Origin of the sequence: Streptomyces sp. McG3 (genome assembly GCF_018619185.1) — a bacterium.
In the GTDB taxonomy this organism is placed as follows: Bacteria; Actinomycetota; Actinomycetes; order Streptomycetales; family Streptomycetaceae; genus Streptomyces.
In genome coordinates this window covers 1-25,943 of the sequence record NZ_JAAXYC010000097.1, presented here as the reverse complement: position 1 = coordinate 25,943, position 25,943 = coordinate 1, and the positions used below count along the sequence as shown (strand labels likewise).

At 71.3% G+C, this 25,943-nt stretch carries 25 protein-coding genes and 1 pseudogene; 9 read left to right on the top strand and 17 right to left on the bottom strand.

Going from position 1 to position 25,943, the window contains the following annotated elements:
* Positions 1-488, top strand: a pseudogene (locus HET64_RS17820) (hypothetical protein); the annotation flags it as partial.
* A 69-nt stretch (positions 489-557) separates the two neighbouring features.
* Positions 558-1,850, top strand: coding sequence for an erythromycin esterase family protein (locus tag HET64_RS17815; RefSeq protein WP_251145472.1), 1,293 nt, complete (start codon positions 558-560; stop codon positions 1,848-1,850).
* A 45-nt stretch (positions 1,851-1,895) separates the two neighbouring features.
* On the opposite strand, the gene HET64_RS17810 is transcribed toward HET64_RS17815, so the two are convergent.
* Positions 1,896-2,465 (bottom strand): TetR/AcrR family transcriptional regulator, encoded by a 570-nt coding sequence (locus HET64_RS17810; RefSeq protein WP_215106730.1) that lies wholly within the window; start codon positions 2,463-2,465, stop codon positions 1,896-1,898.
* Between the two features lie 103 nt (positions 2,466-2,568).
* Here HET64_RS17810 and HET64_RS17805 point away from each other — a divergent pair, with 103 nt between their 5' ends.
* Complete coding sequence (locus tag HET64_RS17805) at positions 2,569-3,522, top strand: alpha/beta hydrolase (RefSeq protein WP_215106728.1); 954 nt, start codon at positions 2,569-2,571, stop codon at positions 3,520-3,522.
* Positions 3,523-3,736: 214 nt separating this feature from the next.
* Here the strand turns inward: HET64_RS17805 and HET64_RS17800 are convergent, their stop codons facing one another.
* Positions 3,737-4,207 carry a hypothetical protein gene (locus tag HET64_RS17800; RefSeq protein ID WP_215106726.1) on the bottom strand — a complete coding sequence of 157 codons (471 nt, stop codon included), beginning with the start codon at positions 4,205-4,207 and terminating at the stop codon, positions 3,737-3,739.
* A 158-nt stretch (positions 4,208-4,365) separates the two neighbouring features.
* On the opposite strand from HET64_RS17800, the gene HET64_RS17795 reads away from it, so the two are divergent.
* Entirely contained in the window at positions 4,366-4,938 is a 573-nt protein-coding gene (locus HET64_RS17795; protein ID WP_215106724.1) for a dihydrofolate reductase family protein, read from the top strand.
* A gap of 37 nt (positions 4,939-4,975) precedes the next feature.
* On the opposite strand, the gene HET64_RS17790 is transcribed toward HET64_RS17795, so the two are convergent.
* A complete protein-coding gene (locus HET64_RS17790) occupies positions 4,976-5,503 on the bottom strand; it encodes an AAA family ATPase (RefSeq protein WP_215106722.1) in 528 nt (175 codons plus the stop codon).
* Between the two features lie 115 nt (positions 5,504-5,618).
* Here HET64_RS17790 and HET64_RS17785 point away from each other — a divergent pair, with 115 nt between their 5' ends.
* Positions 5,619-6,197 carry a 1,4-alpha-glucan branching protein gene (locus HET64_RS17785; RefSeq protein WP_215106720.1) on the top strand — a complete coding sequence of 193 codons (579 nt, stop codon included), beginning with the start codon at positions 5,619-5,621 and terminating at the stop codon, positions 6,195-6,197.
* Between the two features lie 222 nt (positions 6,198-6,419).
* Here the strand turns inward: HET64_RS17785 and HET64_RS17780 are convergent, their stop codons facing one another.
* A complete protein-coding gene (locus HET64_RS17780; RefSeq protein ID WP_215106737.1) occupies positions 6,420-7,577 on the bottom strand; it encodes an acyl-CoA dehydrogenase in 1,158 nt (385 codons plus the stop codon).
* A 207-nt stretch (positions 7,578-7,784) separates the two neighbouring features.
* Here HET64_RS17780 and HET64_RS17775 point away from each other — a divergent pair, with 207 nt between their 5' ends.
* Positions 7,785-9,128 carry a UDP-glucose/GDP-mannose dehydrogenase family protein gene (locus HET64_RS17775; protein ID WP_215106718.1) on the top strand — a complete coding sequence of 448 codons (1,344 nt, stop codon included), beginning with the start codon at positions 7,785-7,787 and terminating at the stop codon, positions 9,126-9,128.
* A 120-nt stretch (positions 9,129-9,248) separates the two neighbouring features.
* Here the strand turns inward: HET64_RS17775 and HET64_RS17770 are convergent, their stop codons facing one another.
* Genes HET64_RS17770 through HET64_RS17760 form a run of 3 tightly spaced genes read right to left on the bottom strand, consistent with a single transcriptional unit; the run spans position 9,249 to position 12,155 of the window.
* Positions 9,249-10,448: a dipeptidase gene (locus HET64_RS17770; RefSeq protein ID WP_215106716.1), complete on the bottom strand. Its 1,200-nt coding sequence runs from the start codon at positions 10,446-10,448 to the stop codon at positions 9,249-9,251.
* A 10-nt stretch (positions 10,449-10,458) separates the two neighbouring features.
* Entirely contained in the window at positions 10,459-11,007 is a 549-nt protein-coding gene (gene purE, locus HET64_RS17765) for a 5-(carboxyamino)imidazole ribonucleotide mutase (protein ID WP_215106715.1), read from the bottom strand.
* On the bottom strand, positions 11,004-12,155 hold the full coding sequence (locus HET64_RS17760; protein WP_215106713.1) for a 5-(carboxyamino)imidazole ribonucleotide synthase: 1,152 nt from the start codon (positions 12,153-12,155) through the stop codon (positions 11,004-11,006). The genes purE and HET64_RS17760 overlap by 4 nt, the downstream gene beginning before the upstream one ends.
* 177 nt (positions 12,156-12,332) lie before the next feature.
* Here HET64_RS17760 and HET64_RS17755 point away from each other — a divergent pair, with 177 nt between their 5' ends.
* A complete protein-coding gene (locus HET64_RS17755; RefSeq protein WP_215106711.1) occupies positions 12,333-12,857 on the top strand; it encodes a GtrA family protein in 525 nt (174 codons plus the stop codon).
* 108 nt (positions 12,858-12,965) lie between these two features.
* Here HET64_RS17755 and HET64_RS17750 read toward each other — a convergent pair whose 3' ends face one another.
* Both HET64_RS17750 and HET64_RS17745 read right to left on the bottom strand, forming a co-directional pair.
* A complete protein-coding gene (locus HET64_RS17750) occupies positions 12,966-14,231 on the bottom strand; it encodes an ATP-binding protein (protein ID WP_215106709.1) in 1,266 nt (421 codons plus the stop codon).
* 91 nt (positions 14,232-14,322) lie between these two features.
* Positions 14,323-15,000, bottom strand: a complete 678-nt coding sequence (locus HET64_RS17745; protein WP_118899228.1) for a response regulator transcription factor — start codon at positions 14,998-15,000, stop codon at positions 14,323-14,325.
* A 487-nt stretch (positions 15,001-15,487) separates the two neighbouring features.
* Here HET64_RS17745 and HET64_RS17740 point away from each other — a divergent pair, with 487 nt between their 5' ends.
* Positions 15,488-16,987, top strand: a complete 1,500-nt coding sequence (locus tag HET64_RS17740) for a peptide MFS transporter (protein ID WP_215106707.1) — start codon at positions 15,488-15,490, stop codon at positions 16,985-16,987.
* A 158-nt stretch (positions 16,988-17,145) separates the two neighbouring features.
* Here HET64_RS17740 and HET64_RS17735 read toward each other — a convergent pair whose 3' ends face one another.
* From HET64_RS17735 to HET64_RS17705, 7 genes are all read right to left on the bottom strand, one after another.
* Positions 17,146-17,508, bottom strand: a complete 363-nt coding sequence (locus HET64_RS17735; RefSeq protein WP_215106705.1) for a hypothetical protein — start codon at positions 17,506-17,508, stop codon at positions 17,146-17,148.
* A gap of 227 nt (positions 17,509-17,735) precedes the next feature.
* Positions 17,736-19,127 (bottom strand): hypothetical protein, encoded by a 1,392-nt coding sequence (locus HET64_RS17730; protein WP_215106736.1) that lies wholly within the window; start codon positions 19,125-19,127, stop codon positions 17,736-17,738.
* Positions 19,128-19,141: 14 nt separating this feature from the next.
* The gene (locus HET64_RS17725; protein WP_215106703.1) at positions 19,142-20,284 is read right to left on the bottom strand and encodes a hypothetical protein; all 1,143 of its coding nucleotides are present in this window, start codon (positions 20,282-20,284) and stop codon (positions 19,142-19,144) included.
* Positions 20,281-21,270 (bottom strand): hypothetical protein, encoded by a 990-nt coding sequence (locus HET64_RS17720; RefSeq protein ID WP_215106701.1) that lies wholly within the window; start codon positions 21,268-21,270, stop codon positions 20,281-20,283. The genes HET64_RS17725 and HET64_RS17720 overlap by 4 nt, the downstream gene beginning before the upstream one ends.
* 51 nt (positions 21,271-21,321) lie before the next feature.
* The gene (locus HET64_RS17715; RefSeq protein WP_215106699.1) at positions 21,322-22,044 is read right to left on the bottom strand and encodes a peptidase; all 723 of its coding nucleotides are present in this window, start codon (positions 22,042-22,044) and stop codon (positions 21,322-21,324) included.
* Positions 22,045-22,250: 206 nt separating this feature from the next.
* Entirely contained in the window at positions 22,251-22,742 is a 492-nt protein-coding gene (locus HET64_RS17710) for an ATP-binding protein (protein ID WP_215106697.1), read from the bottom strand.
* Positions 22,743-22,944: 202 nt separating this feature from the next.
* A complete protein-coding gene (locus HET64_RS17705) occupies positions 22,945-23,313 on the bottom strand; it encodes an STAS domain-containing protein (protein ID WP_215106695.1) in 369 nt (122 codons plus the stop codon).
* A 284-nt stretch (positions 23,314-23,597) separates the two neighbouring features.
* Between HET64_RS17705 and HET64_RS17700 the strand changes: the two genes are divergently transcribed.
* Positions 23,598-24,587 (top strand): RNA polymerase sigma factor SigF, encoded by a 990-nt coding sequence (locus HET64_RS17700; RefSeq protein ID WP_215106693.1) that lies wholly within the window; start codon positions 23,598-23,600, stop codon positions 24,585-24,587.
* A 125-nt stretch (positions 24,588-24,712) separates the two neighbouring features.
* Here HET64_RS17700 and hutI read toward each other — a convergent pair whose 3' ends face one another.
* Entirely contained in the window at positions 24,713-25,885 is a 1,173-nt protein-coding gene (gene hutI, locus HET64_RS17695) for an imidazolonepropionase (RefSeq protein WP_215106734.1), read from the bottom strand.
* Positions 25,886-25,943: the final 58 nt, after the last annotated feature.

Below are 25,943 nucleotides of genomic sequence, written 5' to 3'. Positions count from 1 at the left end.
CACCCGAACCCACCCCCGTACCGGAGGAAGCTCACGCGCCGGTCCGCGTGCCGTCGCGCATCGCGCCCACGTCCCCGCGACGGCCGCTCCCCCAGCCCCGCGAGCCGAGCCCGGAACTGCACCGGGCCGCCTCCGCTCTCCTCGCCGACCTTCGGCGCCACGCGCCGGAGCTGGTGCTCTCCGAGGGCGACGTCGAGGAGCTGGTGCCCGGCGCTGCTGCCTGGCTGGAGCGCGGCGCGCACCCCGACGCCATCCGCCATGCTCTGACGACCGAGCTCCCGCAGCCGCCCAAGTACCCGGCGAAGATCGTCAGACACCGCCTCACCGCGCTCCTGCCACCACCGCTCCCCGGGGCCCAGGAACTGGCCCCGGTCTCCCGGACGCCCGTCACCCCCTTCCAGACCTGCGAGGGCTGTGACCGCGCCTTCCGCTCCCCGGCCCCGGGCCACTGCCGCGACTGCCGGGCCCAGTACGGGGAGGCGGCCTAGGCGTAGCGGTGCGTAGCGACCTGCGGACGGTCTTGACCTCAACCGGAGTTGAGGCTCGAAGGTGGCGCCATGACGATCTCGACGGAACAGCACGCGGCGGTCCGGAACTGGATCAGGGAGACGGCGCACTCCCTGACCACCGTGGACGCGTCGGAGCCACTGGACGACCTACGGCCGCTGCTCGGTATGGTCCCCGAGCGGACGGTCGTGGTCGGCTACGGCGCCGGGACGCGCGGCGCACACCAGGTCGCCGCCCTCCAGACGCGCATGGCCCGTCTGCTGGTCGGCGAGGCGGGCTTCCGGACAGTCGCCCTCGACCAGGACTGGACGCTCGTCGCCCGGCTCGACACCCACATCCGCACCGGCGCCGGGGACCCCGTGGCACTGCTGGAGGCGGCCGAGCCGTTCTGCCGCACCGAGGAGATCCTCGCCCTCCTCCGGTGGATGCGCGCCTTCAACGAGACGCAGCCGGGTGATCCGGTCCGCTTGATCGGGGTCAGCCCTCATGAGACGGGGCCGTCGACGTACGACACGGTGGCCGACTACGTACGCGGGACCGAACCCGGGCTGATGGACGAACTGGAGCGGTACTACGAGGGCCTCCGCCCGGCGGGTGACGTGTCCGCGCACACAAGCCGATTCCGGGCGCTGCCCGACAGGCGGTCCTGGCGCGACCGCGCACAGGCGGCGCACGACCTGGTGGCGGGAGCGCCGATCCATGACGGATATGCGTGGGCACTCCACAACGCGCGGCTGATCGTCCAGTACTACGAGCTCCACGACCACGACGACGATCCGCTGGACCCGCACAACATGGCCTGCTACGAGCGCTTCTTCGCCGAGAACGTCCTGTGGTGGCAACGGCACACCGGCCACAGGACGCTGTTCTGGTCCTCCAGCTCCCACACCGCAGACGCGCGCACCAGGGTCGTCAGCTTTCCGCCGGACCCGGCCTCTCCGTCCCGTAACGCGGGAAGCCACCTGCGCGAACACCTCGGCACCCGGTATCTGTCGATCGGCCTCACCTTCGGCGCGGGTGAACTGGCCACCTACACCGCAGCCCCGGCCTTCCGGGTGCCCGGCCCCGTACCACCGTTGATGGAGTCCGTGCTGGACGACGAGGCCACGGGCGACTACCTGCTGGACCTCCGCGCGGAGGCTCCTCGTGAGGTCGCCGACTGGCTCACCCGGACCGCCGAGTCCCGGCTCATCGGACCACGCCACGACCCTCGACGCGACACCGATCACCACATGACGGGCGGCTCCCCGCGCGAGTGGTTCGACGTACTCGTCCATCTGCGGCAGGTGACTCCGGCGCGCCCCTTACACCAGGTGAACCATCCGGCGAAGAAGAAACAGTGACGCGTTCCGGCCGTCACACCCCGGGCGCGCGGCCGGGTCCTGCCGCTACGGCCGGCGACGGCATCCGGCGAGGAGGGCCGCGACCATGCGCGCGGCGTCCGCCCGGCCGTAGTCGGGGCCGGTGATGCAGAGGTTCCCGATGGCACGCATGAGCGTGTACGCGGTGATGTCCGGGCCGACCTCGTCGGCGGCGACGCAGGCGTCGAGCAGCGTCGCGCAGGCCGGGACCAGGGTGTCGAGCATGAGGGCGTGGAGGTTCTCCAGCCCCGGATCACCGGATCCCAGGGCGGCGCCGAGGCCGTGCTTCGTCACCAGGAACTCGACGAACGCGTCCGCCCAGCGGGTCAGGGCGGTGAACGGGGAAGCCGATTCCTCCAGGAGCCGGGGCGCGAGTGCGGCGCAGGTGTCGATCTGGTGCCGGTAGACGGCCGTGACGAGGTCGGCCCGCGTCGGGAAGTTCCGGTAGATCGTGCCGACGCCGACACCGGCGCGTTCGGCGATGTCGCGGATGGGGGCTTGGACGCCCAGCTCCACGAAGACCGCCGACGCGGCCGCCAGCACGCCGTCGCGGGTGCGCTGCGCCTGCGCTTGGCGTACTCCGACAGGCTCCGGCACAAGGCTCTCCCTTTACTCGCGGAACGATGTTCCGCTAAATTGGCGGAACGCTGCTCCGCCAAAGTATGGCAGAGCGTCCCCAGGGAGAAAGCGCAGGTCCCCCATGCCTTCCAGCCACCTCGACCTCGGCCTGGACCTGGCCCGCGACCTCGGCCCGGACCGCGACCAGCGGATCGTCGCGGTCAAGCCCATCACCGTTCCCGCGCCCGGCCGCAGCGTCGCCCTCCAGGTGAAGGTCACCGCCCCCCTGTCGGGCCACGACCTTCCCGTCATCGTGTTCTCCCACGGCAACGCATGGTCCCTGGACGGGTACGAACCCCTCGTCGACCGGTGGGCGGCCGCCGGGTTCGTCGTCGTACAGCCCACCCACCTGGACTCCCGCCGCAACGGCATCGGGTGGGACGACCCGCGCTTCGCCACCGTCTGGCGCGTCCGGATCGCCGACCTCCACGCGGTCCTCGACGGCCTCGGCGACATCCTCGCCCGGGCCGGCGGCCTGGAAGCCCGCGTCGACCACGAGCGCCTCGCGGTCGTCGGCCACTCCTGGGGCGCCCAGACCGCCGGCGCGATCCTCGGCGCGTGCGTGCTGGACGCCGACGGGGTTCCCGGAGAGGACTTCTCCCACCCCGCCGTCTCGGCCGGCGCGCTGATCGCCGCGACCGGAACCGGCGACACCCTCACCCCGTTCGCGGCCGAACACCTTCCGTTCATGAGGCCGGACTACTCCACCATGACCACCCCGACCCTGGTCGTCGCGGGCGGCAGGGACCGGTCCCAGCTCTCCACCCGGGGACCGGAGTGGTTCACCGACGCCTACCACCTCAGCCCGTCCCCGAAGAGCCTCCTCACCATCGCCGACGGCGAGCACACCCTGGGCGGTCTCGCCGGCGAGATGGCCGCCGAGACCACCGACGAGGACCCCGCCCGCGTCGCCCTCGTCGCCGACGCGATCTCCGCCTACCTGTACGACGCCCTCAAGCTCGACGACACCGCGTGGGCCGCCCTCCATGACACCGCCGCAACCGACGACGGCACGTGGAGCATCGTCGGCAAGTGAACCGGTGGTCGGCCCATTGCTCTGTGGCCCCACCCCGTTTCGCCGAAGCGCCCCGCGGCCCCCCTCCTACGCTCTCCCGCGCGCCGGCAACGCGGCATACGACAGCGCCAACAGCCCCTCCACCGTGGCACCGGGGAGGCAGCCGCCGTGCCGATGTCCCGTGGCACCGGGGAAGCAGCCGCCGTGCCGGTGTCCCGTGGCACCGGGGAGGCGGTCATGGCACGGCTCCCTTCGGTTCGAGTTCGGCGAAGTCCTCGTGGAGGGCGTCGAGATGGCGGCCGGTCGGTGCGCCGGCCGGGGTCAGCTCCGCCAGCCGCCAGCCCGGCAACTGCGCCTCGACCTCGGCCGGGAGCGACCCGTCCGCCGGGTCCGCCAGGGCGTACAGCACCCCGAACGCGGTCTCCCTGGCGACCTCGCGGGCCAGCGCGCCGAGGTCCCCGGGGGTGAGCCCGGCCGCGAGGGCCCGTTCGACGGCGTCGGCGGCCGCTCCGTCGGTGCGGTAGGCGTCGACCCACCGCGGGGCCGCCGTGCCCCAGGCGTCGACGTCCTGCCACACCGTCCGCAGAAGGCGGTAGCGGGCGAGCTGCGGCAGCCCCTCCTCGGCCTCGGACTCGGCCCAGTCGCGGGCGTCGTCATCCGCGCCCAGGGCGCTGAAGAGGGCGGTCAGCCTGTCGAGTTCGGTCATGGGGAGGGAGGCTACCGGCCGGGCCGGGGCGTGGTCGGGGACGGTGCGTGGTCCGGGACCGATGAGTTCTCGCGGGGTGCGCGGTCTGTACTTCCGTAAGACTGAGAGGCGACGCCGGGCACCGGCCGGAGCCCGCCGCGACACAGCCAGGAGACCTGATGCGCACCCTGATCAGCACCGCCTTCATTTCGCTCGACGGCGTCATGGAGGCCCCGGGCGGCGAGCCCGGCTACCGGAACTCGGGGTGGACGTTCAAGGACGTGGAGTTCCTGCCGGAGGCGTACGAGCTCAAGAGCCGGGAGCAGGACGAGGCCACGGCCCTGCTGCTGGGCCGGTCGAGCTACGAGGCGTTCAGCCCGGTGTGGCCGGGCATGGAGGAGTTCACGGGGTACAAGGCGATGCCGAAGTACGTCGTCTCCACCGAGCTGTCCGAGGGCGACCTGGTGTCCGACTGGGGCGAGACCACGATCCTGCGGTCGCTCGACGAGGTCGCCGCCCTGAAGGAGACCGAGGGCGGCCCGATCATCGTCCACGGCAGCACCGAGCTGAACCGGAACCTCGCGGACGCCGACCTGATCGACCGCTACCACCTGCTCGTCTTCCCGCTCCTGCTCGGCGCCGGCAAGCGCCTGTTCAGCGCCACGGACAAGGACGCCCAGAAGCTGAAGCTGGTCGAACACGAGGCGTACGCCAACGGCATCCAGAAGAACGTCTTCGAGGTCGTCCGCTGACGTACGGGAACGGGCAACCGGTGCCGTACCCGTACCCCTACAGGCCGGTGCGCGCCCCTCGCAGGACGGTCTCCGCCACCTCGGCGGGCACGACACCCGTCGTGTCGACCACCCGGGCCTCCCGACGGAGCCACGGCAGGGCCCGTTCGTAGTCGGACAGATGGTCCAGGCGCCACTGCCGGGCACCGGCGCTCTCGGGCTTGCTGTCGGTCTCGATACGTTCGACGAGCGTGTCCCGGTCCGTGTGCAGCAGGACGTGGTGCACGGGGATGCCGGCCCGCGTCAGACCGTCATGGATCTCCTGCCAGTACGACTCGACCAGAACCGTCTGCGTGACCACCAGCGTTCCGCCCACGTGGTCGAGCACCTGCCGTGCCGTCTCCACCACCAGGCCCCGCCAGGGCGGGAAGTCCTGGAAGTCCTTCTCCGGCACTCCGAGCACGTGCCAGAGCATCTCGCCGACCTTCTCGGTGTCGAACAGCCGGGACTCCGGGAGAAGCGAGGTCACCTCCTTCGCGGTGGTGGTCTTGCCCGCGCCGAAGGTTCCGTTCAGCCAGATGATCATCGCTCCACCCTAGGCGCGGCCGAACTCCTGGGCCAGGCTCGGCCGTTCTCTATAGGTTCGGTTCGGACACACCCGTCGTGAGGACGGGCCCGGACCCACGCATCAGGGAGCCCGCATGGCATCCATCCACCGCACCACCATGACGCCCACCAAGCTGGAGCTGCTCTCCCGCTGGCTGCCGAAGCAGAGCTGGTACGCGGGGTCCGGGGAGACGCCGGACCTGGTCAAGGCCGGCGGGTTCCGTCTGGACGACCCGGAAGGGGAGGTCGGGATCGAGTTCATGGTCGTGGCGGACGCGGCCGGGCAGGAGCCGGTGGCGTATCTGGTGCCGCTGGGCTACCGCGGCGCGGCACTGGAGGGGGTCCCCGACGAGGCACTGATCGGCACCTCCGAGCACGGGGTGCTCGGCACCCGGTGGATCTACGACGGTGCCCACGACCCGGTGGTCCTGGCACGGTTGCACGCCCTTCTGCGCGGCGAGGCGAAGCCGCAGCAGCAGAACGTGAGCGACACCCCCGACCCGACCGTCATCGTGCACGGGGCCGGTGCCGACCAGGGGGCCGACGTCCGGATCAACCGCGTCCTGCGGGCGACGGAGGCCGAGCAGTCAGCGTCGGGCCGCCTCGTCGCCGGATGGAGCTGGCCGGACGGAACAGCCGTACGGGGAGAGATGGCGGCCGTGACGCCGCGGTAGGGTCCGCCACGCCGCAAAAGAAGCCCCGGCCGATTGGCCGGGGCTTGCTTATTTTGCTGGTGGTGTCAGAGCAGCGCGCGGAACGGGTTGGAACCGGAAACCGGAGCTTGCAGGCCGCTGCACCGGCACGTCCCAGCATGACGCGCAGCGAACCCGAACGGACCGGAAGCCGACAGCCGGTTCCCCGATCACCCGAGAAGGCCCTGACCTGTGAAAACCCTGCTACGGCAGGTTCCTCGCCATGACGATCCGCTGCACCTGGTTCGTGCCCTCGTAGATCTGGGTGATCTTGGCGTCGCGCATCATGCGCTCGACCGGGTAGTCCCGCGTGTAGCCGTAGCCGCCGAGCAGCTGGACGGCGTCCGTGGTGACCTCCATGGCGACGTCGGAGGCGAAGCACTTGGCCGCGGCGCCGAAGAACGTGAGGTCGCCGTCGACGCGCTGGGACTTGGCGGCGGCCGAGTAGGTGAGCTGACGGGCCGCCTCCAGCTTCATCGCCATGTCGGCGAGCATGAACTGGATGCCCTGGAAGTCCGCGATCGGCTTGCCGAACTGCTTGCGCTCCTGGACGTACCCCTTGGCGTAGTCCAGTGCGCCCTGGGCGATGCCGAGGGCCTGGGCCGCGATGGTGATGCGGGTGTGGTCCAGGGTCTTCATCGCGGTGGCGAAGCCGGTGCCCTCCTCGCCGATCATGCGGTCGGCGGGGATGCGCACGTTGTCGAAGTAGACCTCGCGGGTCGGCGAGCCCTTGATGCCGAGCTTCTTCTCCGGGGCGCCGAAGGAGACGCCCTCGTCGGACTTCTCGACGACGAACGCGGAGATGCCCTTGGAGCGCTTGGTGGGGTCGGTGACGGCCATGACCGTGTAGTACTCGGAGACGCCCGCGTTGGTGATCCAGCGCTTCACGCCGTTGAGGACCCAGAAGTCGCCGTCGCGCACGGCCTTCGTCTTCATGCCCGCCGCGTCGGAGCCGGCGTCCGGCTCGGAGAGGGCGTACGAGAACATCGCGTCGCCCTTGGCGAGCGGGCCCAGGTACTTGCGCTTCAGCTCCTCGGAACCGGAGAGGATCACCGGGAGCGAGCCGAGTTTGTTCACGGCCGGGATCAGGGAGGAGGAGGCGCAGGCGCGGGCCACCTCCTCGATCACGATGACCGTGGCGAGCGCGTCGGCGCCGGCGCCGCCGTACTCCTCCGGGACGTGGACGGCGTGCAGGTCCGAGGCGACCAGGGCGTCCAGCGCCTCCTGCGGGAAGCGGCTCTCCTCGTCGACCGCGGCGGCGAAGGGGGCGATCTTCGTCTCGGCGAGCGCGCGGATGGTCTCGCGGAGCATGTCGTGCTCCTCGGCCGGACGGTACAGGTCGAAATCGGTCGAACCCGCCAAGACGCTCACTCCCCAGATGCTAACTACCGTTAAGTAACCCAATTTTAGTCCGCCGACCGCCCGACGGCATACGTGCCGAGCACGTGAGCTTCCCGACAGGGGTGGGACATATCCGACGGAGCGGACGGATTGAGCGGTGAATTCCGGCCTTCCGCTCCCCGACTATGCTCGGTCCGCACGTCCGTCCGCATCTCCCAGGAGCACTCCATGGCCCTCATGATCACTGTGATCGGCACCGGCTATCTCGGCGCCACCCATGCCGCGGCCATGGCCGAGCTGGGCTTCGAGGTCCTGGGGCTCGATGTCGTACCGGAGAAGATCGAGCTGCTCTCCACCGGCCGCGTGCCGATGTACGAGCCGGGTCTGGAGGAGATGCTCCAGCGGCACGTCGCCGGTATCGAGGGCTCTACCGGGCGGCTGCGCTTCACCACCTCCTGGGAGGAGGTCGGGGAGTTCGGCGACGTCCACTTCGTCTGTGTGAACACCCCGCAGAAGCACGGCGAGTACGCGTGCGACATGAGTTACGTCGACAGCGCCTTCGACTCGCTGGCCCCGCACCTGACCCGGCCCGCCCTGGTCGTCGGCAAGTCGACCGTCCCGGTGGGCTCCGCCGCCCGGCTCGCCGACCGGCTCGCGGAGCTGGCTCCGGTGGGGGCCGCCGCCGAGCTGGCCTGGAACCCGGAGTTCCTCCGCGAGGGCTTCGCCGTGAAGGACACGCTGCATCCGGACCGGATCGTCGTCGGCGTCACGAGCGAGACCGCCGAGAAGCTGCTGCGCGAGGTGTACGCCGGTCCGGTCGCCGAGGGCTCGCCGTTCGTCGTGACCGACTTCCCGACCGCCGAGCTGGTGAAGACCTCCGCCAACTCCTTCCTGGCTACCAAGATCTCCTTCATCAACGCGATGGCCGAGGTGTGCGAGGCCGCCGACGGGGACGTCGTGAAGCTCGCGGAGGCCATCGGGCACGACGACCGCATCGGGAAGAAGTTCCTGCGGGCCGGGATCGGCTTCGGCGGCGGCTGCCTGCCCAAGGACATCCGCGCCTTCATGGCGCGCGCCGGCGAGCTGGGCGCGGACCAGGCGCTCACCTTCCTCCGCGAGGTCGACTCCATCAACATGCGCCGCCGCGGCCACATGGTGGAGCTGGCCCGGGAGGCGGTGGGCGGCGACTCGTTCCTCGGCAAGCGGGTGGCGGTGCTGGGCGCCGCGTTCAAGCCCGACTCCGACGACGTACGCGACTCCCCCGCGCTCAACGTCGCCGGGCAGATCCACCTCCAGGGCGGCCAGGTGACCGTGTTCGACCCGAAGGGGATGGACAACGCCCGGCGGCTGTTCCCGACGCTCGGCTACGCGGACTCCGCACTGGAGGCGGTGCGCGGCGCGGACGTGGTGCTGCACCTGACGGAGTGGCGCGAGTTCCGGGAGCTGGACCCGGCGGAGCTGGGCGAGGTGGCCGCCCGCCGGATCATCCTGGACGGCCGCAACGCCCTGGACAGCTCGGTGTGGCGCGAGGCCGGGTGGACATACCGGGCGATGGGCCGTCCGAAGGCCTAGGGGAACACCGCTCGGGGCGTCGCCCCGGAAGCGCGCCGCCTTGAGGGCGAGCGCTTCGGGGCGCTCGCCCCCGATCCGTGGAGGACCGTTCGCGGCGCTGGGCGCCGAGACCTCCCGGCGTCAGCCGAGCGGGCCGTCCAGCTCCGTGATCGTCGCGTGGGACGGCCCCCGCCCGCTCTGCTCGCCGCGGGCGACCGCTTCCGCGTCGCGCAGCACCCGTACGGAGTTCTGCCAGGTCAGCTTGGCGAGGTCGCCCTCGGACCAGCCGCGCCGCAGCAGTTCGGCGATGAGATTCGGGTAGCCGGAGACGTCGTCCAGGCCGCGCGGGGTGAACGCCGTGCCGTCGTAGTCGCCGCCGATGCCGATGTGGTCGACGCCCGCGACCGCGCGCATGTGGTCGAGGTGGTCCGCGATGGTCGAGACGGTGGCCTCGGGGCGCGGGTTGGCCGCCTCGAAGTCCTCGTGGATGCGCATCGCGGTCGGGGTGGTGTCGAGGTGGTGCAGGCCGTGCTCGCGCATGTTGCGGTCGGCGGCAAGGGTCCAGGCGACGGCCTCGGGCAGCACGAACTTCGGGACGAAGGTCACCATCGCGACGCCGCCGTTGGCCGGGAGGGCCGCGAGCACGTCGTCGGGGATGTTGCGCGGGTGGTCGCAGACGGCGCGGGCCGAGGAGTGCGAGAAGATCACCGGCGCGGTGCTGGTGGCGAGCGCGTCGCGCATGACGCCGTCCGCGACGTGGCTGAGGTCGACCAGCATGCCGACACGGTTCATCTCGCGGACGACCTCGTGGCCGAAGGCGGAGAGGCCGCCGAGGCGCGGCAGGTCCGTCGCGCTGTCGGCCCAGTCGATGTTGTCGTTGTGGGTGAGCGTCATGTAGCGGACGCCCAGGTCGTACAGGGCGCGCAGGGTGCCCAGCGAGTTGTTGATGGAGTGGCCGCCCTCGGCGCCCATCAGGGAGGCGATCCGGCCCTCGGCGCGGGCCTTCTCCAGGTCGTCGGCGGTGAGCGCGCGGCGCAGGTGCGTCGGATAGCGGGCGATCAGCTCGCCGACGACGTCGATCTGTTCCAGGGTGGCGCTGACGGCCGCGTCGCCGGTCAGGTCGGTGCGGACGTACACCGACCAGAACTGGCCGCCGACCCCGCCGGCCCGCAGCCGGTTCAGGTCGGTGTGGAGCAGGCCGCGCTGGTCGGCGGCGATGTCCCGGGCGTCGAGGTCGTAGCCGACCTGTTCGCGCAGGGCCCAGGGGAGGTCGTTGTGGCCGTCGACGACGGGGTGGACGGCGAGGAGCTCGCGGGCCCGCGCCAGGTAGGCGTCGTTCATGTGCCGCCCCCTACTTTCCGAAGCCGAAGGAGTCCGCGCCCTGGACCTTGGCGCGCAGACGTTTGCCCTTCTCGGTGGCCTGGTCGTTCAGCTCCTGCTGGAACTCCCGCATCCGCTCCTGGAGCGCGGGGTCGGAGGCGGCGAGGATCCGTGCGGCCAGCAGGCCCGCGTTGCGCGCGCCGCCGACGGAGACGGTGGCGACGGGGACCCCGGCGGGCATCTGGACGATGGAGAGCAGGCTGTCCATGCCGTCCAGGTACTTCAGCGGCACCGGAACGCCGATGACCGGCAGCGGGGTGACCGAGGCCAGCATGCCGGGCAGGTGGGCGGCCCCGCCGGCGCCCGCGACGATCGCCTTCAGGCCGCGGCCCGCGGCCCGCTCGCCGTACGCGATCATCTCGTGCGGCATGCGGTGGGCGGAGACGACGTCGACCTCGTAGGGGATCTCGAACTCGTCGAGCGCCTTGGCGGCGGCCTCCATGACGGGCCAGTCGGAGTCCGAGCCCATGACGATGCCGACGAGAGGAGCGGCGGGGGATCCGGTGCCGGGGGAAGTCATTCGGTGATCGTTCCTCGCAGGTAGTCGGCCGCGTGCCGGGCGCGCTCCCGCACGTCCGCCAGGTCATCGCCGTAGGTGTTGACGTGTCCGACCTTGCGGCCGGGCTTCACGTCCTTGCCGTACATGTGGATCTTGAGCTGCGGGTCGCGGGCCATGCAGTGCAGATAGGCCCGGTACATGTCCGGGTAGTCGCCGCCCAGGACGTTGCACATGACCGTCCAGGGGGCGCGCGGGCGCGGGTCGCCGAGGGGGAGGTCGAGGACCGCCCGCACGTGGTTGGCGAACTGGGAGGTGATCGCGCCGTCCATGGTCCAGTGGCCCGAGTTGTGGGGGCGCATCGCCAGCTCGTTGACCAGGATGCCGGGCTTCCCGTCGGGTCCACGCGTCTCGAACAGCTCGACCGCGAGGTGTCCGACGACGCCCAGCTCGGCGGCGATGCGCAGCGCGAGCTGCTGGGCCTCGCCGGCCAGTGCCTCGTCCAGCCCGGGGGCGGGGGCGATCACCGTGTCGCAGACGCCGTCCACCTGGATGGACTCGACGACCGGGTAGGCGACGGCCTGGCCGTGCGGCGAGCGGACGATGTTCGCCGCCAGCTCCCGTACGAAGTCGACCTTCTCCTCCGCGAGGACCGGGACCCCGGCGCGGAACGGATCGGCCGCGTCCGCTGCGGAGCGGACCACCCACACGCCCTTGCCGTCGTAGCCGCCGCGCACGGTCTTGAGGATGACGGGGAAGCCCCCGACCTCCTCGGCGAACGCGGCGGCGTCGGCCGGGTCGCTCACGACGCGGTGGCGGGGGCAGGGTGCGCCGAGCTCCAGGAGCTTCGCGCGCATCACCCCCTTGTCCTGGGCGTGCACCAGGGCATCGGGGCCGGGGCGCACGGGGATGCCGTCCGCCTCCAGGGCCCGCAGATGCTCGGTCGGCACGTGCTCGTGATCGAAGGTGATCACGTCGCAGCCGCGCGCGAAGGCGCGCAGCGTGTCCAGGTCGCGATAGTCGCCGATGACGACCTCGCTCACCACCTGGGCCGCCGAGTCCTGGGGAGTGTCACTGAGCAGCTTGAATTTCAGGCCGAGGGGGATACCCGCCTCGTGGGTCATGCGGGCGAGCTGACCGCCGCCGACCATGCCGACTACCGGGAACGTCACGTCTTCAGGATATCCGCCACGCCGGTGCTTCCCGGACGGCCGTACGGATGCCGTGCGGCCACGGCCCCTGCGGACTCACGGGCGTCACACGGGTGGGCTGGTTAGCATGGCGGAGTTGACGTGCTTGCGTCGACACGTCTTCCAGACGCCTTCCGACGGACGGGGCCAGCGATCACCATGAGCGAACGGGGCGCACTGCGGACCCGGCTTGAGCTGCTGGCCCGGGAGGTCGCCAAGTTCGGCGCGGTCGGCGCTTTCGGCCTGCTGGTCAACATCGCGGTCTTCAACCTGCTGCGGCACACGACGGACCTCCAGGTGGTCCGGGCGAGCGTGGTGGCGACGTTCGTCGCGATCCTCTTCAACTACGTGGGCTTCCGCTACTGGACCTACCGGGACCGCGACAAGACCGGCCGGACCCGTGAGCTGGCCCTCTTCTTGCTGTTCAGCGCGGCGGGCGCGGTGATCGAGACGGGCGTGCTGTACCTGGCGACGTACGGCTTCGGCTGGAACACCCCGGTCCAGAGCAATGTCTTCAAGATCGTCGGCATCGGGGTCGCCACCCTGTTCCGCTTCTGGTCCTACCGCACCTGGGTCTTCAAGACCCTGCCCGCCAAGGAGGCCGTGCTGAGCGCGGAACGGTTTCTGGAGCAGCGCGGGCCGACGGCGGAGGAGCGGGTAGCGCCCGACCCCGTACGGAACTGACCCCCGGTACCCGTACGGGACTGATCCCCCGGAACTGACCCGCGGTACCCGTACGGGACTCCCTCCGCCGCACCCGTACGGGAACCGGTCCGCCGCGTCCGTCGTTGTTCAGCGCACCGGGCGCTCAGGGGCCTTGCGGTCGACCGGGACCCGGCTGAGGAAGAGCGCGAAGACCGCCGGGTGCTGCTGGAGCAGCTCCAGCCGGCCGCCGTCCGCCTCCGAGAGGTCGCGGGCGACGGCCAGCCCGATGCCGGTGGAGTTGCGGCCGCTGATGGTCCGCTCGAAGATCCGCGCGCCCAGTTCGGCGGGGACGCCGGGGCCCTCGTCGGTGACCTCGATGACCGCCTGGTTGCCGGTCACCCGGGTGCGCAGGGCGACGGTGCCGCCGCCGTGCATGAGGGAGTTCTCGATCAGCGCCGCCAGGACCTGGGCGACCGCGCCCGGGGTGCCGACGGCCTGCAGCCCGTGCTTGCCGGAGCAGACCAGTGCGCGGCCGGCGCTGCGGTAGGCGGGGCGCCACTCCTCGATCTGCTGTTTGACGATCTCGTCGAGGTCGAAGACGACGGCGGAGCCGGTGCGCGGGTCGCGGGAGTTCGTCAGGAGCCGTTCGACGACGTCGGTGAGGCGCTCGACCTGGGTGAGGGCGATGTTCGCCTCCTCCTTCACCGTGTCGGGGTCGTCGGTGACGGAGATCTCCTCGATCCGCATGGAGAGGGCGGTCAGCGGCGTCCGCAGCTGATGCGAGGCGTCCGCGGCCAGTCGGCGTTCGGCGGTCAGCATCCGGGCGATCCGCTCGGCCGAGGAGTCCAGGACGTCGGCGACCCGGTCCAGCTCGGGCACCCCGTACCGCTTGTGGCGCGGGCGGGGGTCCCCGGAGCCGAGGCGCTCCGCGGTCTCGGCGAGGTCGGTGAGCGGGGAGGCCAGCCGGTTCGCCTGGCGTACGGCGAGCAGCACGGCCGAGACGATCGCCAGCAGCGCCACCGCACCGATGATCAGGAGCGTGCGTCCGACCTCACGGGTGACGGCCGAGCGGGACTCCTCGACGGTGACGGTCTCGCCCTGCTCGCCGGTCTCGACGGCGCGCAGGACGCTGCCGACGGGGCGCTCGCCGACGGCGATGGGCTCGCGGCCGGGGATCTCGACCAGCGCGTACCGCTTGGGGTCGATCTGCTCGGCCAGCACCCCGGGGTTGATCCGCTCCGCACCCAGCAGCCGGCTGTCGACCACGCTGATCAGCCGGAGCGCCTCGGACTCGACGCTCTCCTGGGCGCTGGCGCTGATGGTGCGCGTCTCGACGATCACCAGCGAGACGCCGAAGACGGCGATGACGACGAGCACCACGGCGAGCGTGGAGTTGATCAGCCGGCGGCGCATACCCGCCTCTTCAGGTCGTCGGGACGCACGTGGCCACCCGCGTCGGGGTGGTGTCCGGAGCGGTCTTCAGGATGCATGGGTGCTTCGTACGTCAGCTCTTCTCGAACCGGAAGCCGACGCCCCGGACGGTGGCGATGTAGCGCGGATTGGCGGCGTCGTCGCCGAGCTTCTTGCGCAGCCAGGAGATGTGCATGTCGAGGGTCTTGGTGGAGGACCACCAGGTGGTGTCCCAGACCTCGCGCATCAGCTGGTCGCGGGTGACGACCCGGCCCGCGTCCCGGACCAGGACCCGCAGGAGGTCGAACTCCTTTGCGGTGAGCTGGAGTTCCTCCTCACCCATCCAGGCCCGGTGCGACTCGACGTCGATCCTGACCCCGTGGGTGGCGGGCTGCGGCACGGGCTCGGAGGCCCCGCGGCGCAGCAGGGCGCGGACCCGGGCGAGCAGCTCGGCGAGCCGGAACGGCTTGGTGACGTAGTCGTCGGCCCCCGCGTCCAGGCCGACCACCGTGTCGACCTCGTCGGCGCGGGCCGTCAGGACCAGGATCGGGATGGCGTGGCCGCCGGCCCGGAGCCTGCGGGCGACTTCGAGACCGTCCATCCCGGGCAGCCCCAGGTCGAGGACGACCAGGTCGATGCCGCCCTGGAGTCCGGCGTCGAGCGCGGTCGGGCCGTCCTGGCGTACCTCGACCTCGTAGCCCTCCCGACGCAGTGCGCGGGCCAGTGGCTCCGAGATGGATGCGTCGTCCTCGGCGAGCAGTACACGGGTCATGGACTGATGGTAGTCCGGACGGGGGGTCCGAAGTGAGGTACGCGACGTCACCTGCGGGTCAGCGCCACAAAGCGGACGGGGACCTTTGAATATGGGAGTGTGGTTCCATCAGGACCTGTGATCCATGTCTCAAGTCCTTTCATATCCTGCTGTGTCGTGTCGTATGGTGTCCCAACGCCTGTTGCACCACTCAAGGACCTTTGGGCAGCCATGAGCGCCAAGGGTCTCTTTTGTGTGCGGGGCCGGTTCCCGCCGGCTCCTGAGTGAATGACCTGTGAGCCGGGCCCGGAGCGCGAGGACGCGCGCCGGGCGTGGATCCCGACGCGGTTCTTCCCCGCTCCGCCGCCGTATCTCCGTCAGGAGCCCGGCCGCGCGGAGCACGTCCCCTCAAGGCGTGGGGCCGGGGTACGCCGCGCCGGTGCCGGCTGCCCCCCACCGGGCGCGTACAGCTCACGAGGCGTCGCGTCCCGACCAGCAAGGATCGACCATGGCGTCCAGCCTGACGAAGGACTCGCCGAGTTCCGGCGAGAAGACCTTCTTCGGCCACCCCCGCGGTATGGCCACCCTGTTCATGACGGAGATGTGGGAACGCTTCTCCTTCTACGGGATGCGCGCCATCCTCACCCTGTACTTGGTGGCCGCTGTGCTCGACGGCCCCCTTGAGGGCCGGGAGGCGCTCGCCGCCTCCATCTACGGTGTGTACAACGCCGTCGTCTACATGGCCGCGATGCCCGGCGGCTGGGTCGCCGACCGCCTCTGGGGCGCCCGCAAGGCCGTTCTGGTCGGCGGGATCGTCATCGCCCTCGGTCACTTCGCGCTCGCGCTGCCGAGCGACATCACGTTCTTCTTCGGCCTCGCGCTGATCGCGGTCGGTACGGGTCTGCTGAAGCCGAACATCTCGGCGATGGTGGGCGCGCTCTACGAGAACCAGTCCAGCGCCCGCCGTGACGCCGGCTTCACGCTCTTCTACATGGCGATCAACATCGGTGGCTTCGCCGCTCCGCTGCTGGTCGGCTACCTCGGCGAGAACGTCAACTGGCACCTCGGCTTCGGTGTCGCCGGTGTGGGTATGACCTTCGCGGTCATCCAGTACGTGCTGGGCTCCAAGCACCTCGGCGACATCGGCAAGCTGCCCGCGAAGCCCGCCTCCCCCGAGGAGCGGCGGCAGATGCTGCGCAAGGTGGGCCTGTGGTCCGGTGTCGCGGTCGCCGCGCTGTTGATCGACCTGGCGCTGGGCACGTACGACATCGAGCACATCGTCAACGTCCTGGCCGTGCTGGGCGTCGTCGTGCCGGTCGTCTACTTCATCACGATCTTCCGGGACCCGGCGCTCACCCAGGAGGACCGGCCGAAGATCAAGGCGTACGTGTGGTTCTTCATCACGGCCGTGCTCTTCTGGATGATCTACGACCAGTCCGGATCGCTGCTGACGATCTTCGCCGACAACAAGACGGACCGCTTCATCGGCGGCTGGGAGTTCCCGGCCTCCTGGCTGCAGTCGGTCAACCCCGCACTGGTCATCATCCTGGCCCCGATCTTCGCCACGATCTGGGTCAAGCTGGCCACGCGCAACCGTGAACCCAGCACGCCGATGAAGTTCGCGCTGGCGATGCTCCTCATCGGCGGCTCCTTCGGCATCATGGGGCTGGCGGGCGCGGCCGCCGCGAACAGCGAGACCGGCAAGGTCACGGTCTTCTGGCTGCTCGCCGTCTACCTGGCGCAGACCATGGGCGAGATGTGCCTCTCCCCGGTCGGCCTGTCGCTGTCCACGAAGCTGGCGCCGAAGATGTTCATGGGCCAGATCATGGGCCTGTGGTTCCTGGCCACGTCGACGGGCAACGCCCTCAACGGCTGGACCACGAAGCTCAACGCCCCGCTGGGCGACGCCGCGTACTACACGTTGCAGGCGGTCGTGGCCGTCGCGGCGGGCATCGCCTTCATAGTGGCGGGACGCAAGATCCGCGCTCTCATGGGCAACGTCAAGTAGCTGCCCCGGTCCCGCGCGGGACACGACAGCGGGTCCGCACGATCATCTCGTGCGGACCCGCTGTCGTTCGGTGCAGGCAGTTCGGTGCAGGCAGTTCGGTGCAGGCAGTTCGGTTCAGGCCGTTCGGCTCGGACCGGCGGCTCAGACGGTCGCGGCGGCTACTTGGTCTCGACCTTGACGCTCCGCAGGAAGCTGCTGAAGCCGCACTTCACCGAGGACTTGCTGCCGGGCTTCTTCCAGTCGCCCTTCACCGTCCACGGGATGGTGTGCTCGGCTCCGCGGCCCCGCACCACATCGCAGACGAGCACGGCACGGTGCTTCTTGACGCTCTTGCCCTTGGCGGACTTCTTGCAGGCGGAGGTCGACACCGGGCGCCCCAGCGAGAGGCTGGGCGTCGCCTTGCAGGTGTACTTCGCACCGGCCGCCGCAGCGGGCGCGGCGGTGGCCAGCGTCAGTCCGGACGTCATCAGGAGGCCGGCGAGCACGCCCGTCGCAGCCTTCTTCCCCCAGGTCACGTTCATGTCGTTCCTTTTCTCAACCCGTGCGGCACCAGCAGGTGGTCAAGCCCGCCGGACAGCGCCGCACCCAGACGATGCCCTTCGCTGCTGCGAAGAGGCGCACAGGGAACCTAGCCTTGTCGATCTTGCATGAGCAAGGCACGCCGGGTGATTTGAGCAAGTTCTGAGCATGACGGGGGCTCCGCCCGGAGAAGCGTTCTCCGGGCGGAGCCCCCGCTCGTGGACCCGGCTCAGCGGGTGCCGCGCAGCCTCCGCCACGGGGTGAACGTGAACACCGCGCCGCCCAGCAGGATCGCCGTGCCGGCGACCAGGCCGAGCGCCCTCAGCGCACCGTCGTCCTCGGCCCCGGTGGCGGCCAGGCCACCGCCGGAGTCCGTGCCGCCGCCGGACGCCGCGGCTCCGCCGGAGTCGGCCGCGCCGCCGCTCCCGCTGCCTCCGGACGCGCCGCCCGGCTGGGCGGAGGTGTCCAGCTCCAGGGAGACGGCCACGCCCGCGGGCGGGGTGCAGGTGGTCGTCGTACCGGCGGCCATCACCGTCAGGACGCCGGGACTGAGCGTGGACTTGCCACTCGCGCCGGGCTTGTACGTACCGGTGAGGTCGGGGATCTCGATCGGGGCGCCGGTCTTGATGACCTCCTTGTTCACCGGCCCCTCGACCTTGACCGTGCCCTTGTCCGCCCCGCCGAGCTTGACGTCCATGGACGGCTTCACCTGGCCCGCCGGGATGTCGATCGGGCTGTCCATCACGGACTTGCTGAACTTCACCGTCAGGTCGTAGTCGCCGCCGCTCTTCTTGGCGCTGATCCTGACCGGCGAGGTGGCGTTCTTGTCCCCGATCGGGGTCTTGCACGCGTAGGCGACGGACACCTCCTTGCCGGGGAAGTCGGTCTCCCCGCCCCCGCCGCCGGTGCTGCCGCCGGACGAGGCGCCCCCGGTGTCGGCGCCGCCGTCCGAGCCGCCCGCCGTCGTACCGCCGGAATCCGTGCCGCCGGACGTGGTTCCTCCGGTGTCGGCGCCGCCGGAGGAGGTGCCTCCGGCGTCCGTGCCGCCGCTGTCCGAACCGCCGGATGTCGTGCCGCCCGTGGTGGAGCCGCCGCCCTCGGTGACCTTGATCGTGGCGCCCGCCTCCACCTCTTCCTTCGGCGCGCACTTGGTGTCCGTGGAGATCGGCTTGGACACGTTGATGTTGTACGCGCCCGGCGTCAGGGTGATCTCCCCCGCGGTCTCCAGCTTGAGCGTGCCCTTCATGTCGGGCAGCACCATGGGGCTGTTCTTGGGAATGGGCGGGTTCTGCCGGGGGCCCTCCAGCTTCAGTTCGCCGCTCGCCGAACCGCCCAGGGTGACGGTTCCGGTCGGCTTGACCGTGTCCGCTCCCAGGTCCAGCACGTCCGGGTTCTTGGACGCGGCCGCGACCGTCTTCCAGACGACCTCGATCTCGTCGCCCACCTTCGCCTCGGCCGGAGCGGACAGCTCCACCTTCGTGGTGCCCTGCACCGCGGGCAGTCCCGAGATCGGCGGCGGAACGCACTCCGTCGCGTAACTGACCTCGGCGGCCTGGGCCGGACTCGCGGCCATCAAGATGCCCGCGCCGCCGAGCATCAGCGCGACTCCGGCCGCGCTCATCCTCCGTTGCGTGCTCACGCTTGTCCCTTCGTCGTGGGTCGGGGTCGGTTCTCTGACGGTGCGGAATCCGGGGTGAACCACGGCAGCACGGCCGTGGTCGCGTCTGTGGTCGTGGCGGCGTTCGTGGTCGCTTCAGTGGTCGCGCCCGGGGCCGTGGTCGCGTCCTGGCCGGCGCCCGTGCGCCCGCGCCGCTTCGGCCTCCGTCGGGTGGCCGGCGTACGCGTACGGTGCGAGCCGGCGGGACGCGGCCGGACCTTGTCGACGACCGCCATGCCGATACGGAAGACGGCCGCCGGGACGACCATGCAGAGCAGGACCCAGAAGAGCGTGACGCCCCAGGGGCGGCCGACCCCCCACGGCTGTTCGGCCAGCACCTTCTGCCCGTACCGCAGGGACACCTGGTAGTCGCCGTGCGCGCCCGCCGACAGTTCGACCGGCAGCTTGATCTGCGCCTTGGCGCCGGGGGCGACCGTGCCGCGCCACTGGCGTTCCTCCCACTGCGGCGCGTAGACGCCGTGCGCGGTGCCGATCTCGAAGACGGGGTCCGTGACGGGCGCGGACCCGAGATTGCCCACGGTGAAGACGAGCCGGCGGGCCGGCGGGGCCCCGAACCAGGTGAGCAGGGAGCTGTCGCCCTCCAGACGGGTGGTGGCCAGCACCGCGAGCTTTCCGCCCCCGGTCTGCTTCGGCAGATCCTTGGTGGGGTGGCCCGCCACCCTGAACACCGCGTCGGCCAGCGCCTGCTCGCCGGTCACCGTGGCTACGTGCACCACGCAGGGACACGGCTTCGGCGGTTCGGTGACCGGCAGCTTCTTGCTGAAAGCGCCCTTCTTGTCGGTCGTGACGGCGCGGCCGTCGGCGTTGGCACAGGCGTTGGTGCCGCCGACCACGCCCCGCTCCGGCGTGGACTGACCGCAGATCAGCAGCATCAGCAACGCCTCCGCGCGCCAGCCACTGCCGCTGACGGTGATCTCTCCGCCCTTGCCCGCCTCCTTCTTGGACAGGCTGACGGTGGGATCGCCGTCGGCCGCCCGCGCGCCCGGTGCCGACAGGACCGACAGGGCGGGCAGGACGGCCAGGAGGGCGGCGGCCGCCAGGAGCAGGAGGACGGCCGACGCGGAGCGCCGGGAGGCTCGGAGGCCGGGCTGCCGCGTCACGATTCCGCTCCCGCCTTCACCAGGGGTCCCGCCTTCACCAAGGGCCTCGTCTCTGTGGTCGGTTGCCCGTCGTCGGCCGATTCCGCGCCCGGCGGATCCGGGTCGCCCCGCCTGACGCGTCGCCGCCGGTACGCGGCGGAGCCGAGCAGGGCCAGGCCGCCGAGGACCAGCAGCCCGGCGCCGACGGCCGGGCCCGCCGGGACGTACGTCGCCGAGGCCTCGGCCTCGTCCCGGGCGCCCCCCGGGGCGGTGACCCGCAGCGTTACGGTGACCGCGTCCAATGCCGGGGCGTCGGGCCAGGGTTCGGTCCGCTCCACCCGTCGGCCGGGGGCCAGCTCCAGCGGCAGGGGCCGTTCCGGGCGGTCCAGCAGTGTGCCGAACACCCCGTCGGCGCGTACCGCGAGCCGGGGCTCCAGCATCGCGTTACCCCGGTTGACCAGGGCGTACCGGATGGTCCCGCCGGATATCTCGACGTCCTCGACGGTGAGCGCCGCCAGCGTCGGACCGCCGATCCGGACCCGGACCGGTACCCGGATCTCGTCGTCCCCGTCGTCGGCCACGACCTCCCCGGAAGCGTCGCCGGGCACCGCGTCGGGCGGCACCGTGAGGGCGAGCGGCACCTCGGCGCGGGTCCGGGCCGGGACGGTGACGGTGTCCGCGGCGAACCCGATCCAGGCCCCGGCCCGGCCGTCGCCCCGTAGCCGTACGGTCAGCGGGGCCCGGCCCGAGTTGGTCACCGCGAGCCGGTCCTGGAGGGCCGTGCCGGGGGTGCCCTCCAGATAGACGTACGGCCTGGCGTCCCGCCCGGCGCCCGGCCCGGCCGGCCTGGCCGTCCAGCCCACCGGGCCGTCCGCGGCGGCCTGAGCGGCGGTCTCGGCGGGGGCGTGCGCGGCGGCCGGGAGCGGCGTGAGCGCGCACAGCGGCGTGGCGAGCACCGCCGTGAGGACGAGCAGCGCCCGGCGGAGGCGCGGGGTGGGTGGCGACATGGGCGGCTCCTCTGCCTTCCGGCGGCGATGCTGCGCTGGGCCGTGCCGGTCTCAGCCCGCGGAGCGCTGTCCTCGCCGGGTCAGCCAGAGCACTCCGGCCGCCCCGCTCAGCAGCACGGTGCCGCCGAGCGTGCCGAGCGCCGCCGCCGAGTCCAGCGGGCCGGTGCGGGGCAGCTCACCGCCGCCCGAAGCGCCGCCGGTCGAACCGCCGGTGGACGCGCCGCCCGTAGAACCGCCGTCGGCGGAGCCGCCGCCCGACGAACCGCCCGCCCCCTGGACGTCGAGTTCGAGGGAGGGGCCGGGGCTGTTCTTCGGCGTGCAGGTGGTGGTCGTACCGAGCGCCTTGATGGTGAGGACCCCGGCGGTGAAGGTGACCTTGCCGCTCTTCTTCGGGGTGTACGTCCCCGACAGGTCGCTGATCTTGATCGGGGTGTTGGCCGGAATCGCCTCGCTGTTCGCCGGGCCGGTGACCGGGATCTTCCCCTGCTCCGCGCCGCCCAGTTCGATCACGGCGCTCGGGTTCATGGCCCCTTTGCCCAGCTCGACCGGGCTGGACGAGACGCCCTTCTGGAAGGACATGGTGAGCTTGTAGCCGTCGCCGCTCTTCACGCCCTTGATATCGATGGGCGAGACCGCCCCTTTGGGCCCGATGGGCGTCACGCACTGGTAGTTGACGTCCACGACCGCGGCGTGCGCGGCGGGCGCGCCCGCGACCACGATCGAGCCCGCCAGCGCAGCCGCCAGCGCGAGAGTTGTCCGCTTCTGGTTCGACACCTCGTGTTCCCCTCATGCCGGACGCCGCCGCGCGCCACGACCCGTACGGGCGCACATTACTGACGGCACATCAGATTTGGCGCTCAAGGTACGCCCGGGGCCTGATGGAGGGAAGACAAAGAGCGCGCCGATCCGGCGCGCTCTTGTCGGTGCGGGTGAGAGGTGGGCCGAGGCCTACCTCTGAGGTGTACGGGTGAGGGGTGCGGCTAGGCGGGAGCGGCGAGCTCCGCCCAGACGGTCTTGCCGGGGGCGTCCGGAGTGCGCAGGACGCCCCAGTCGAGGCAGAGGCGCTGGACGATGAACATGCCGTGCCCACCGGGCCGGCCGGCGCGGTGCGGCGTACGGGGGGCGGGCTGACCGGCTCCCCGGTCGACGACCTCCACCCGCAGCACCTTGGGCGTGTGGCCGATCCGGAGCTCTTCGGGGCCCTCCGCGTGCAGACAGGCGTTCGTCACCAGCTCGGAGACGACCAGCAGAACGTCCTCGGCGGCCGCCCTGCGGTCCGCGGTGGCCGCCGGGAGCCAGCCCCAGTCGTGCAACGCCTGCCGGGCGAAGTCACGGGCCATCGGAACAATGCCGCTGGCCTGCCCGAGTGAGAGCGTGCGCCACTGCCGCTCGGCCGGGACGGTCGGGGCTGCGCCCGCTCCGTCCGGCTCGCGACCGAGGTCGCCCGGCGGATGCTGCCGGGTGGTGCTCATCAGCGCTTCACCTCACCGATTCGCCATGTCGCCATGTCGCCGTTCAACAGATAGTGATCAGTTACCGAGTGTGCCGGAGCCCTTGCGAGGCGCCGCCGGGGTGTCTCCTGCCCTGCCGTGTCGCAACAACACCCACTTGAGGCACACGATCGCGTGACACGGCCGACATCGGGGGCGTCCGCGGTCGCACGCTCATGCCGGGTCAGCTGGCCAGGGCCTCTTCGAGCGTGGCGTGGACGGTGAAGACCGCCTCCGCGCCGGTGATCTCGAACACCCTCGCCACGACGGGCAGCATTCCGGCCAGATGAACCCCTCCGCCGACCGCCTCCGCCTTGAGGCGGGCGCCGAGCAGGACGTTCAGCCCGGTCGAATCGCAGAAATCCAGGCGGGAGCAGTCGACCACCAGGCGTGACCGCCCCTGCTCGACCGCACGCTCCAGGGGCTCGCGCAGCAGATCGGCGGTGTGGTGATCGAGCTCACCCACCGGCGTCACGACCTCGCTGCGCCCCTCGGTCCGGGCCTCGACCTGAAGTCGACCCCGGTTAGCACTGCCGACCGTCCCGCGGTCCATGCCTGTCCCTCTTCGCCGTTCGTCACTGTGCGCGTCACTGCCTGTGCGGCTGTATGCGTAGCTGCCGCCGACGCCTAAAACAGTACGCGTTCCGTTCGCCACGCGGTAGTCGGAGACCTCAACAAACCGGACATATAGCGGTAATTGGCGCTTGTCACTGCTGGCCAGGACCGGGTATGGGTAGAGGGACACCAGAAACACGACCGGCTTTGGAGGCGCCGCTTCACCGCAGGAACACGTATGGGCATCGGCAGCCATATGCCGAGAACGATGGAGGAGACCCCATGTCACCCCGGCTCGACGAAGCGCGTACCCACAACGCGCCGTCGGCATGTCCTCAGGGACCGACCAATTCCGACTCCCCCGCCGCGAGCGCCGTTCCCGGCCCGCGCACCAGCACCACCAGCGCCACCAGCGCCACCAGCGCCACCAGCACGACCTCAGACTTCTCCGGCGCGGCCGGCGAGGGACTCGAAGGACTTCCCGAGATCCCCCCCTACGCCGAAGTGGGCGCTCTGGACGCCAGGGCCCTGTCGAAGACGCTCTTCGAGCGGCTGGAGTCCCTCGAAGAGGGCACCCACGAGTACAGCTACGTCCGCAACACCCTCGTCGAGCTCAACCTCGCGCTCGTCAAGTTCGCCGCCTCCCGGTTCCGCTCCCGCAGCGAGCCGATGGAGGACATCGTCCAGGTCGGCACCATCGGCCTGATCAAGGCGATCGACCGGTTCGAGCTCAGCCGCGGCGTGGAGTTCCCCACGTTCGCGATGCCGACGATCGTCGGCGAGATCAAGCGCTTCTTCCGTGACACCAGCTGGTCCGTGCGCGTACCGCGCCGGCTCCAGGAGCTGCGGCTCGACCTGGCGAAGGCCGGCGACGAGCTCTCCCAGCAGCTGGACCGCGCGCCCACCGTGGCGGAGCTGTCCGAGCGCCTCGGGATCAGCCCGGAGGAGGTCGTCGAGGGCATGTCCGCGAGCAACGCGTACACCGCGAGCTCGCTGGACGCCAAGCCCGAGGAGGACGACAGCGAGGGCGCCCTCGCGGACCGCATCGGCTACGAGGACCACGGTCTCGAAGGCATCGAGTACGTCGAGTCACTGAAGCCGCTGATCGCCGCGCTGCCCTCCAGGGACCGGATGATCCTCTCGCTCCGCTTCGTCAGCAACATGACGCAGTCGGAGATCGGCGAGGAGCTCGACATCTCGCAGATGCACGTGTCCCGGCTGCTCTCCAGGACGCTGACCAAGCTCCGCAAGGGTCTGACCCTGGAGGAGTGACCCGACACCGCCCACCGTCCCCCATGGGGCTCCACGGGCCGTTCGGGCAGCACCGCGGAAGGACCCGCCCAGGATACCGGGAGCGGGTCCTTCCGCGTGCGAGGGGCAGGCCGGTGCGCCCCGGGCTACACCACCCGCTGTCCACTCCGCCAGACCGCGCTGACCAGCGGGACGCCCGGGCGGTAGGCGAGGTGGACGTGGCTCGGGGCGTCGAGGAGCACCAGGTCGGCGCGGGCGCCGGGGGTGATCCGGCCGATGTCGGGGCGCCGCAGGGCGGCGGCCCCGCCGGCGGTGGCGGACCAGATCGCCTCGTCCGGGGTCATCCCCATGTCGCGCACGGCCAGCGCCACACAGAACGGCATGGACGAGGTGAACGACGAGCCGGGGTTGCAGTCCGTGGAGAGCGCGACGGTGGCCCCCGCGTCGAGGAGGCGGCGGGCGTCGGGCCAGGTGGCGCGGGTGGAGAACTCCGCGCCCGGGAGCAGCGTGGCCACCGTGTCGCCCTGGCCGAGCGCGTCGACGTCCGCGTCGGTGAGGTGGGTGCAGTGGTCGGCCGACGCCGCGTCGAGCTCTACGGCGAGCTGGACGCCGGGGCCGTACGTCAGCTGGTTGGCGTGGATACGGGGGTGCAGCCCCTTGGCGCGGCCCGCCGTGAGGATGGCGCGGGCCTGGTCGCCGTCGAAGGCGCCCTGCTCGCAGAACACGTCGATCCAGCGGGCGTGCGGGGCGCAGGCCTCCAGCATCGGGCCGGTGACCAGGTCGACGTATCCGGCGGGGTCGTCGGCGTAGTCGGGGGAGACGATGTGGGCGCCGAGGTAGGTGACCTCGTCGGTGTGGCGGGCCGCGATCCGCAGGGCGCGGGCCTCGTCCTCGACGGTGAGGCCGTAGCCGGACTTGGTCTCGAAGGTGGTGGTGCCCTGGCGCAGGGCCTCGGCGAGGTAGCGGGCGACGTTGGCGGAGAGCTCCTCGTCGGAGGCGGCCCGGGTGGCGGCGACGGTGGTGCGGATGCCGCCGGCGCGGTAGGGCTGCCCGGACATGCGGGCGTTGAACTCCTGGGTGCGGTCGCCCGCGAAGACCAGATGGGAGTGGGAGTCGACGAAGCCCGGGATCACCGCGCGGCCGGCCGCGTCGAGGACGTTGTCAGTGGCGGGTGCTTTGCTGGATTCACCGGTCCAGACGATGCGGTCGCCGTCGATGACGACGGCCGCGTCCTGGATCAGGCCCAAGGGGGTCCCGTTGCCGAGGGAGGGGTCATTGGTGACCAGGCTGGCGATGTGGGTGACGGCGGTGGTCGTCATCTGGAGAGTGTTCTCCTTGCGTTCCGGGGGGTCCGGTGCTGCGGGCGGGGTCCGGTCC

Excerpts from the sequence above, each read along its gene's own strand:
- HET64_RS17770 (WP_215106716.1), bottom strand. The coding sequence starts at position 10,448 with ATGAACGACGCCTACCTGGCGCGGGCCCGCGAGCTCCTCGCCGTCCAC.
- HET64_RS17755 (WP_215106711.1), top strand. The coding sequence starts at position 12,333 with ATGAGCGAACGGGGCGCACTGCGGACCCGGCTTGAGCTGCTGGCCCGG.
- HET64_RS17785 (WP_215106720.1), top strand. The coding sequence starts at position 5,619 with ATGGCATCCATCCACCGCACCACCATGACGCCCACCAAGCTGGAGCTG.
- HET64_RS17815 (WP_251145472.1), top strand. The coding sequence starts at position 558 with ATGACGATCTCGACGGAACAGCACGCGGCGGTCCGGAACTGGATCAGG.
- HET64_RS17705 (WP_215106695.1), bottom strand. The coding sequence starts at position 23,313 with ATGGACCGCGGGACGGTCGGCAGTGCTAACCGGGGTCGACTTCAGGTC.
- HET64_RS17775 (WP_215106718.1), top strand. The coding sequence starts at position 7,785 with ATGGCCCTCATGATCACTGTGATCGGCACCGGCTATCTCGGCGCCACC.
- HET64_RS17750 (WP_215106709.1), bottom strand. The coding sequence starts at position 14,231 with ATGCGCCGCCGGCTGATCAACTCCACGCTCGCCGTGGTGCTCGTCGTC.
- hutI (WP_215106734.1), bottom strand. The coding sequence starts at position 25,885 with ATGACGACCACCGCCGTCACCCACATCGCCAGCCTGGTCACCAATGAC.
- HET64_RS17730 (WP_215106736.1), bottom strand. The coding sequence starts at position 19,127 with ATGAGCGCGGCCGGAGTCGCGCTGATGCTCGGCGGCGCGGGCATCTTG.
- HET64_RS17735 (WP_215106705.1), bottom strand. The coding sequence starts at position 17,508 with ATGAACGTGACCTGGGGGAAGAAGGCTGCGACGGGCGTGCTCGCCGGC.
- HET64_RS17740 (WP_215106707.1), top strand. The coding sequence starts at position 15,488 with ATGGCGTCCAGCCTGACGAAGGACTCGCCGAGTTCCGGCGAGAAGACC.
- purE (WP_215106715.1), bottom strand. The coding sequence starts at position 11,007 with ATGACTTCCCCCGGCACCGGATCCCCCGCCGCTCCTCTCGTCGGCATC.
- HET64_RS17790 (WP_215106722.1), bottom strand. The coding sequence starts at position 5,503 with ATGATCATCTGGCTGAACGGAACCTTCGGCGCGGGCAAGACCACCACC.
- HET64_RS17805 (WP_215106728.1), top strand. The coding sequence starts at position 2,569 with ATGCCTTCCAGCCACCTCGACCTCGGCCTGGACCTGGCCCGCGACCTC.
- HET64_RS17795 (WP_215106724.1), top strand. The coding sequence starts at position 4,366 with ATGCGCACCCTGATCAGCACCGCCTTCATTTCGCTCGACGGCGTCATG.
- HET64_RS17745 (WP_118899228.1), bottom strand. The coding sequence starts at position 15,000 with ATGACCCGTGTACTGCTCGCCGAGGACGACGCATCCATCTCGGAGCCA.
- HET64_RS17800 (WP_215106726.1), bottom strand. The coding sequence starts at position 4,207 with ATGACCGAACTCGACAGGCTGACCGCCCTCTTCAGCGCCCTGGGCGCG.
- HET64_RS17720 (WP_215106701.1), bottom strand. The coding sequence starts at position 21,270 with ATGTCGCCACCCACCCCGCGCCTCCGCCGGGCGCTGCTCGTCCTCACG.
- HET64_RS17700 (WP_215106693.1), top strand. The coding sequence starts at position 23,598 with ATGTCACCCCGGCTCGACGAAGCGCGTACCCACAACGCGCCGTCGGCA.
- HET64_RS17710 (WP_215106697.1), bottom strand. The coding sequence starts at position 22,742 with ATGAGCACCACCCGGCAGCATCCGCCGGGCGACCTCGGTCGCGAGCCG.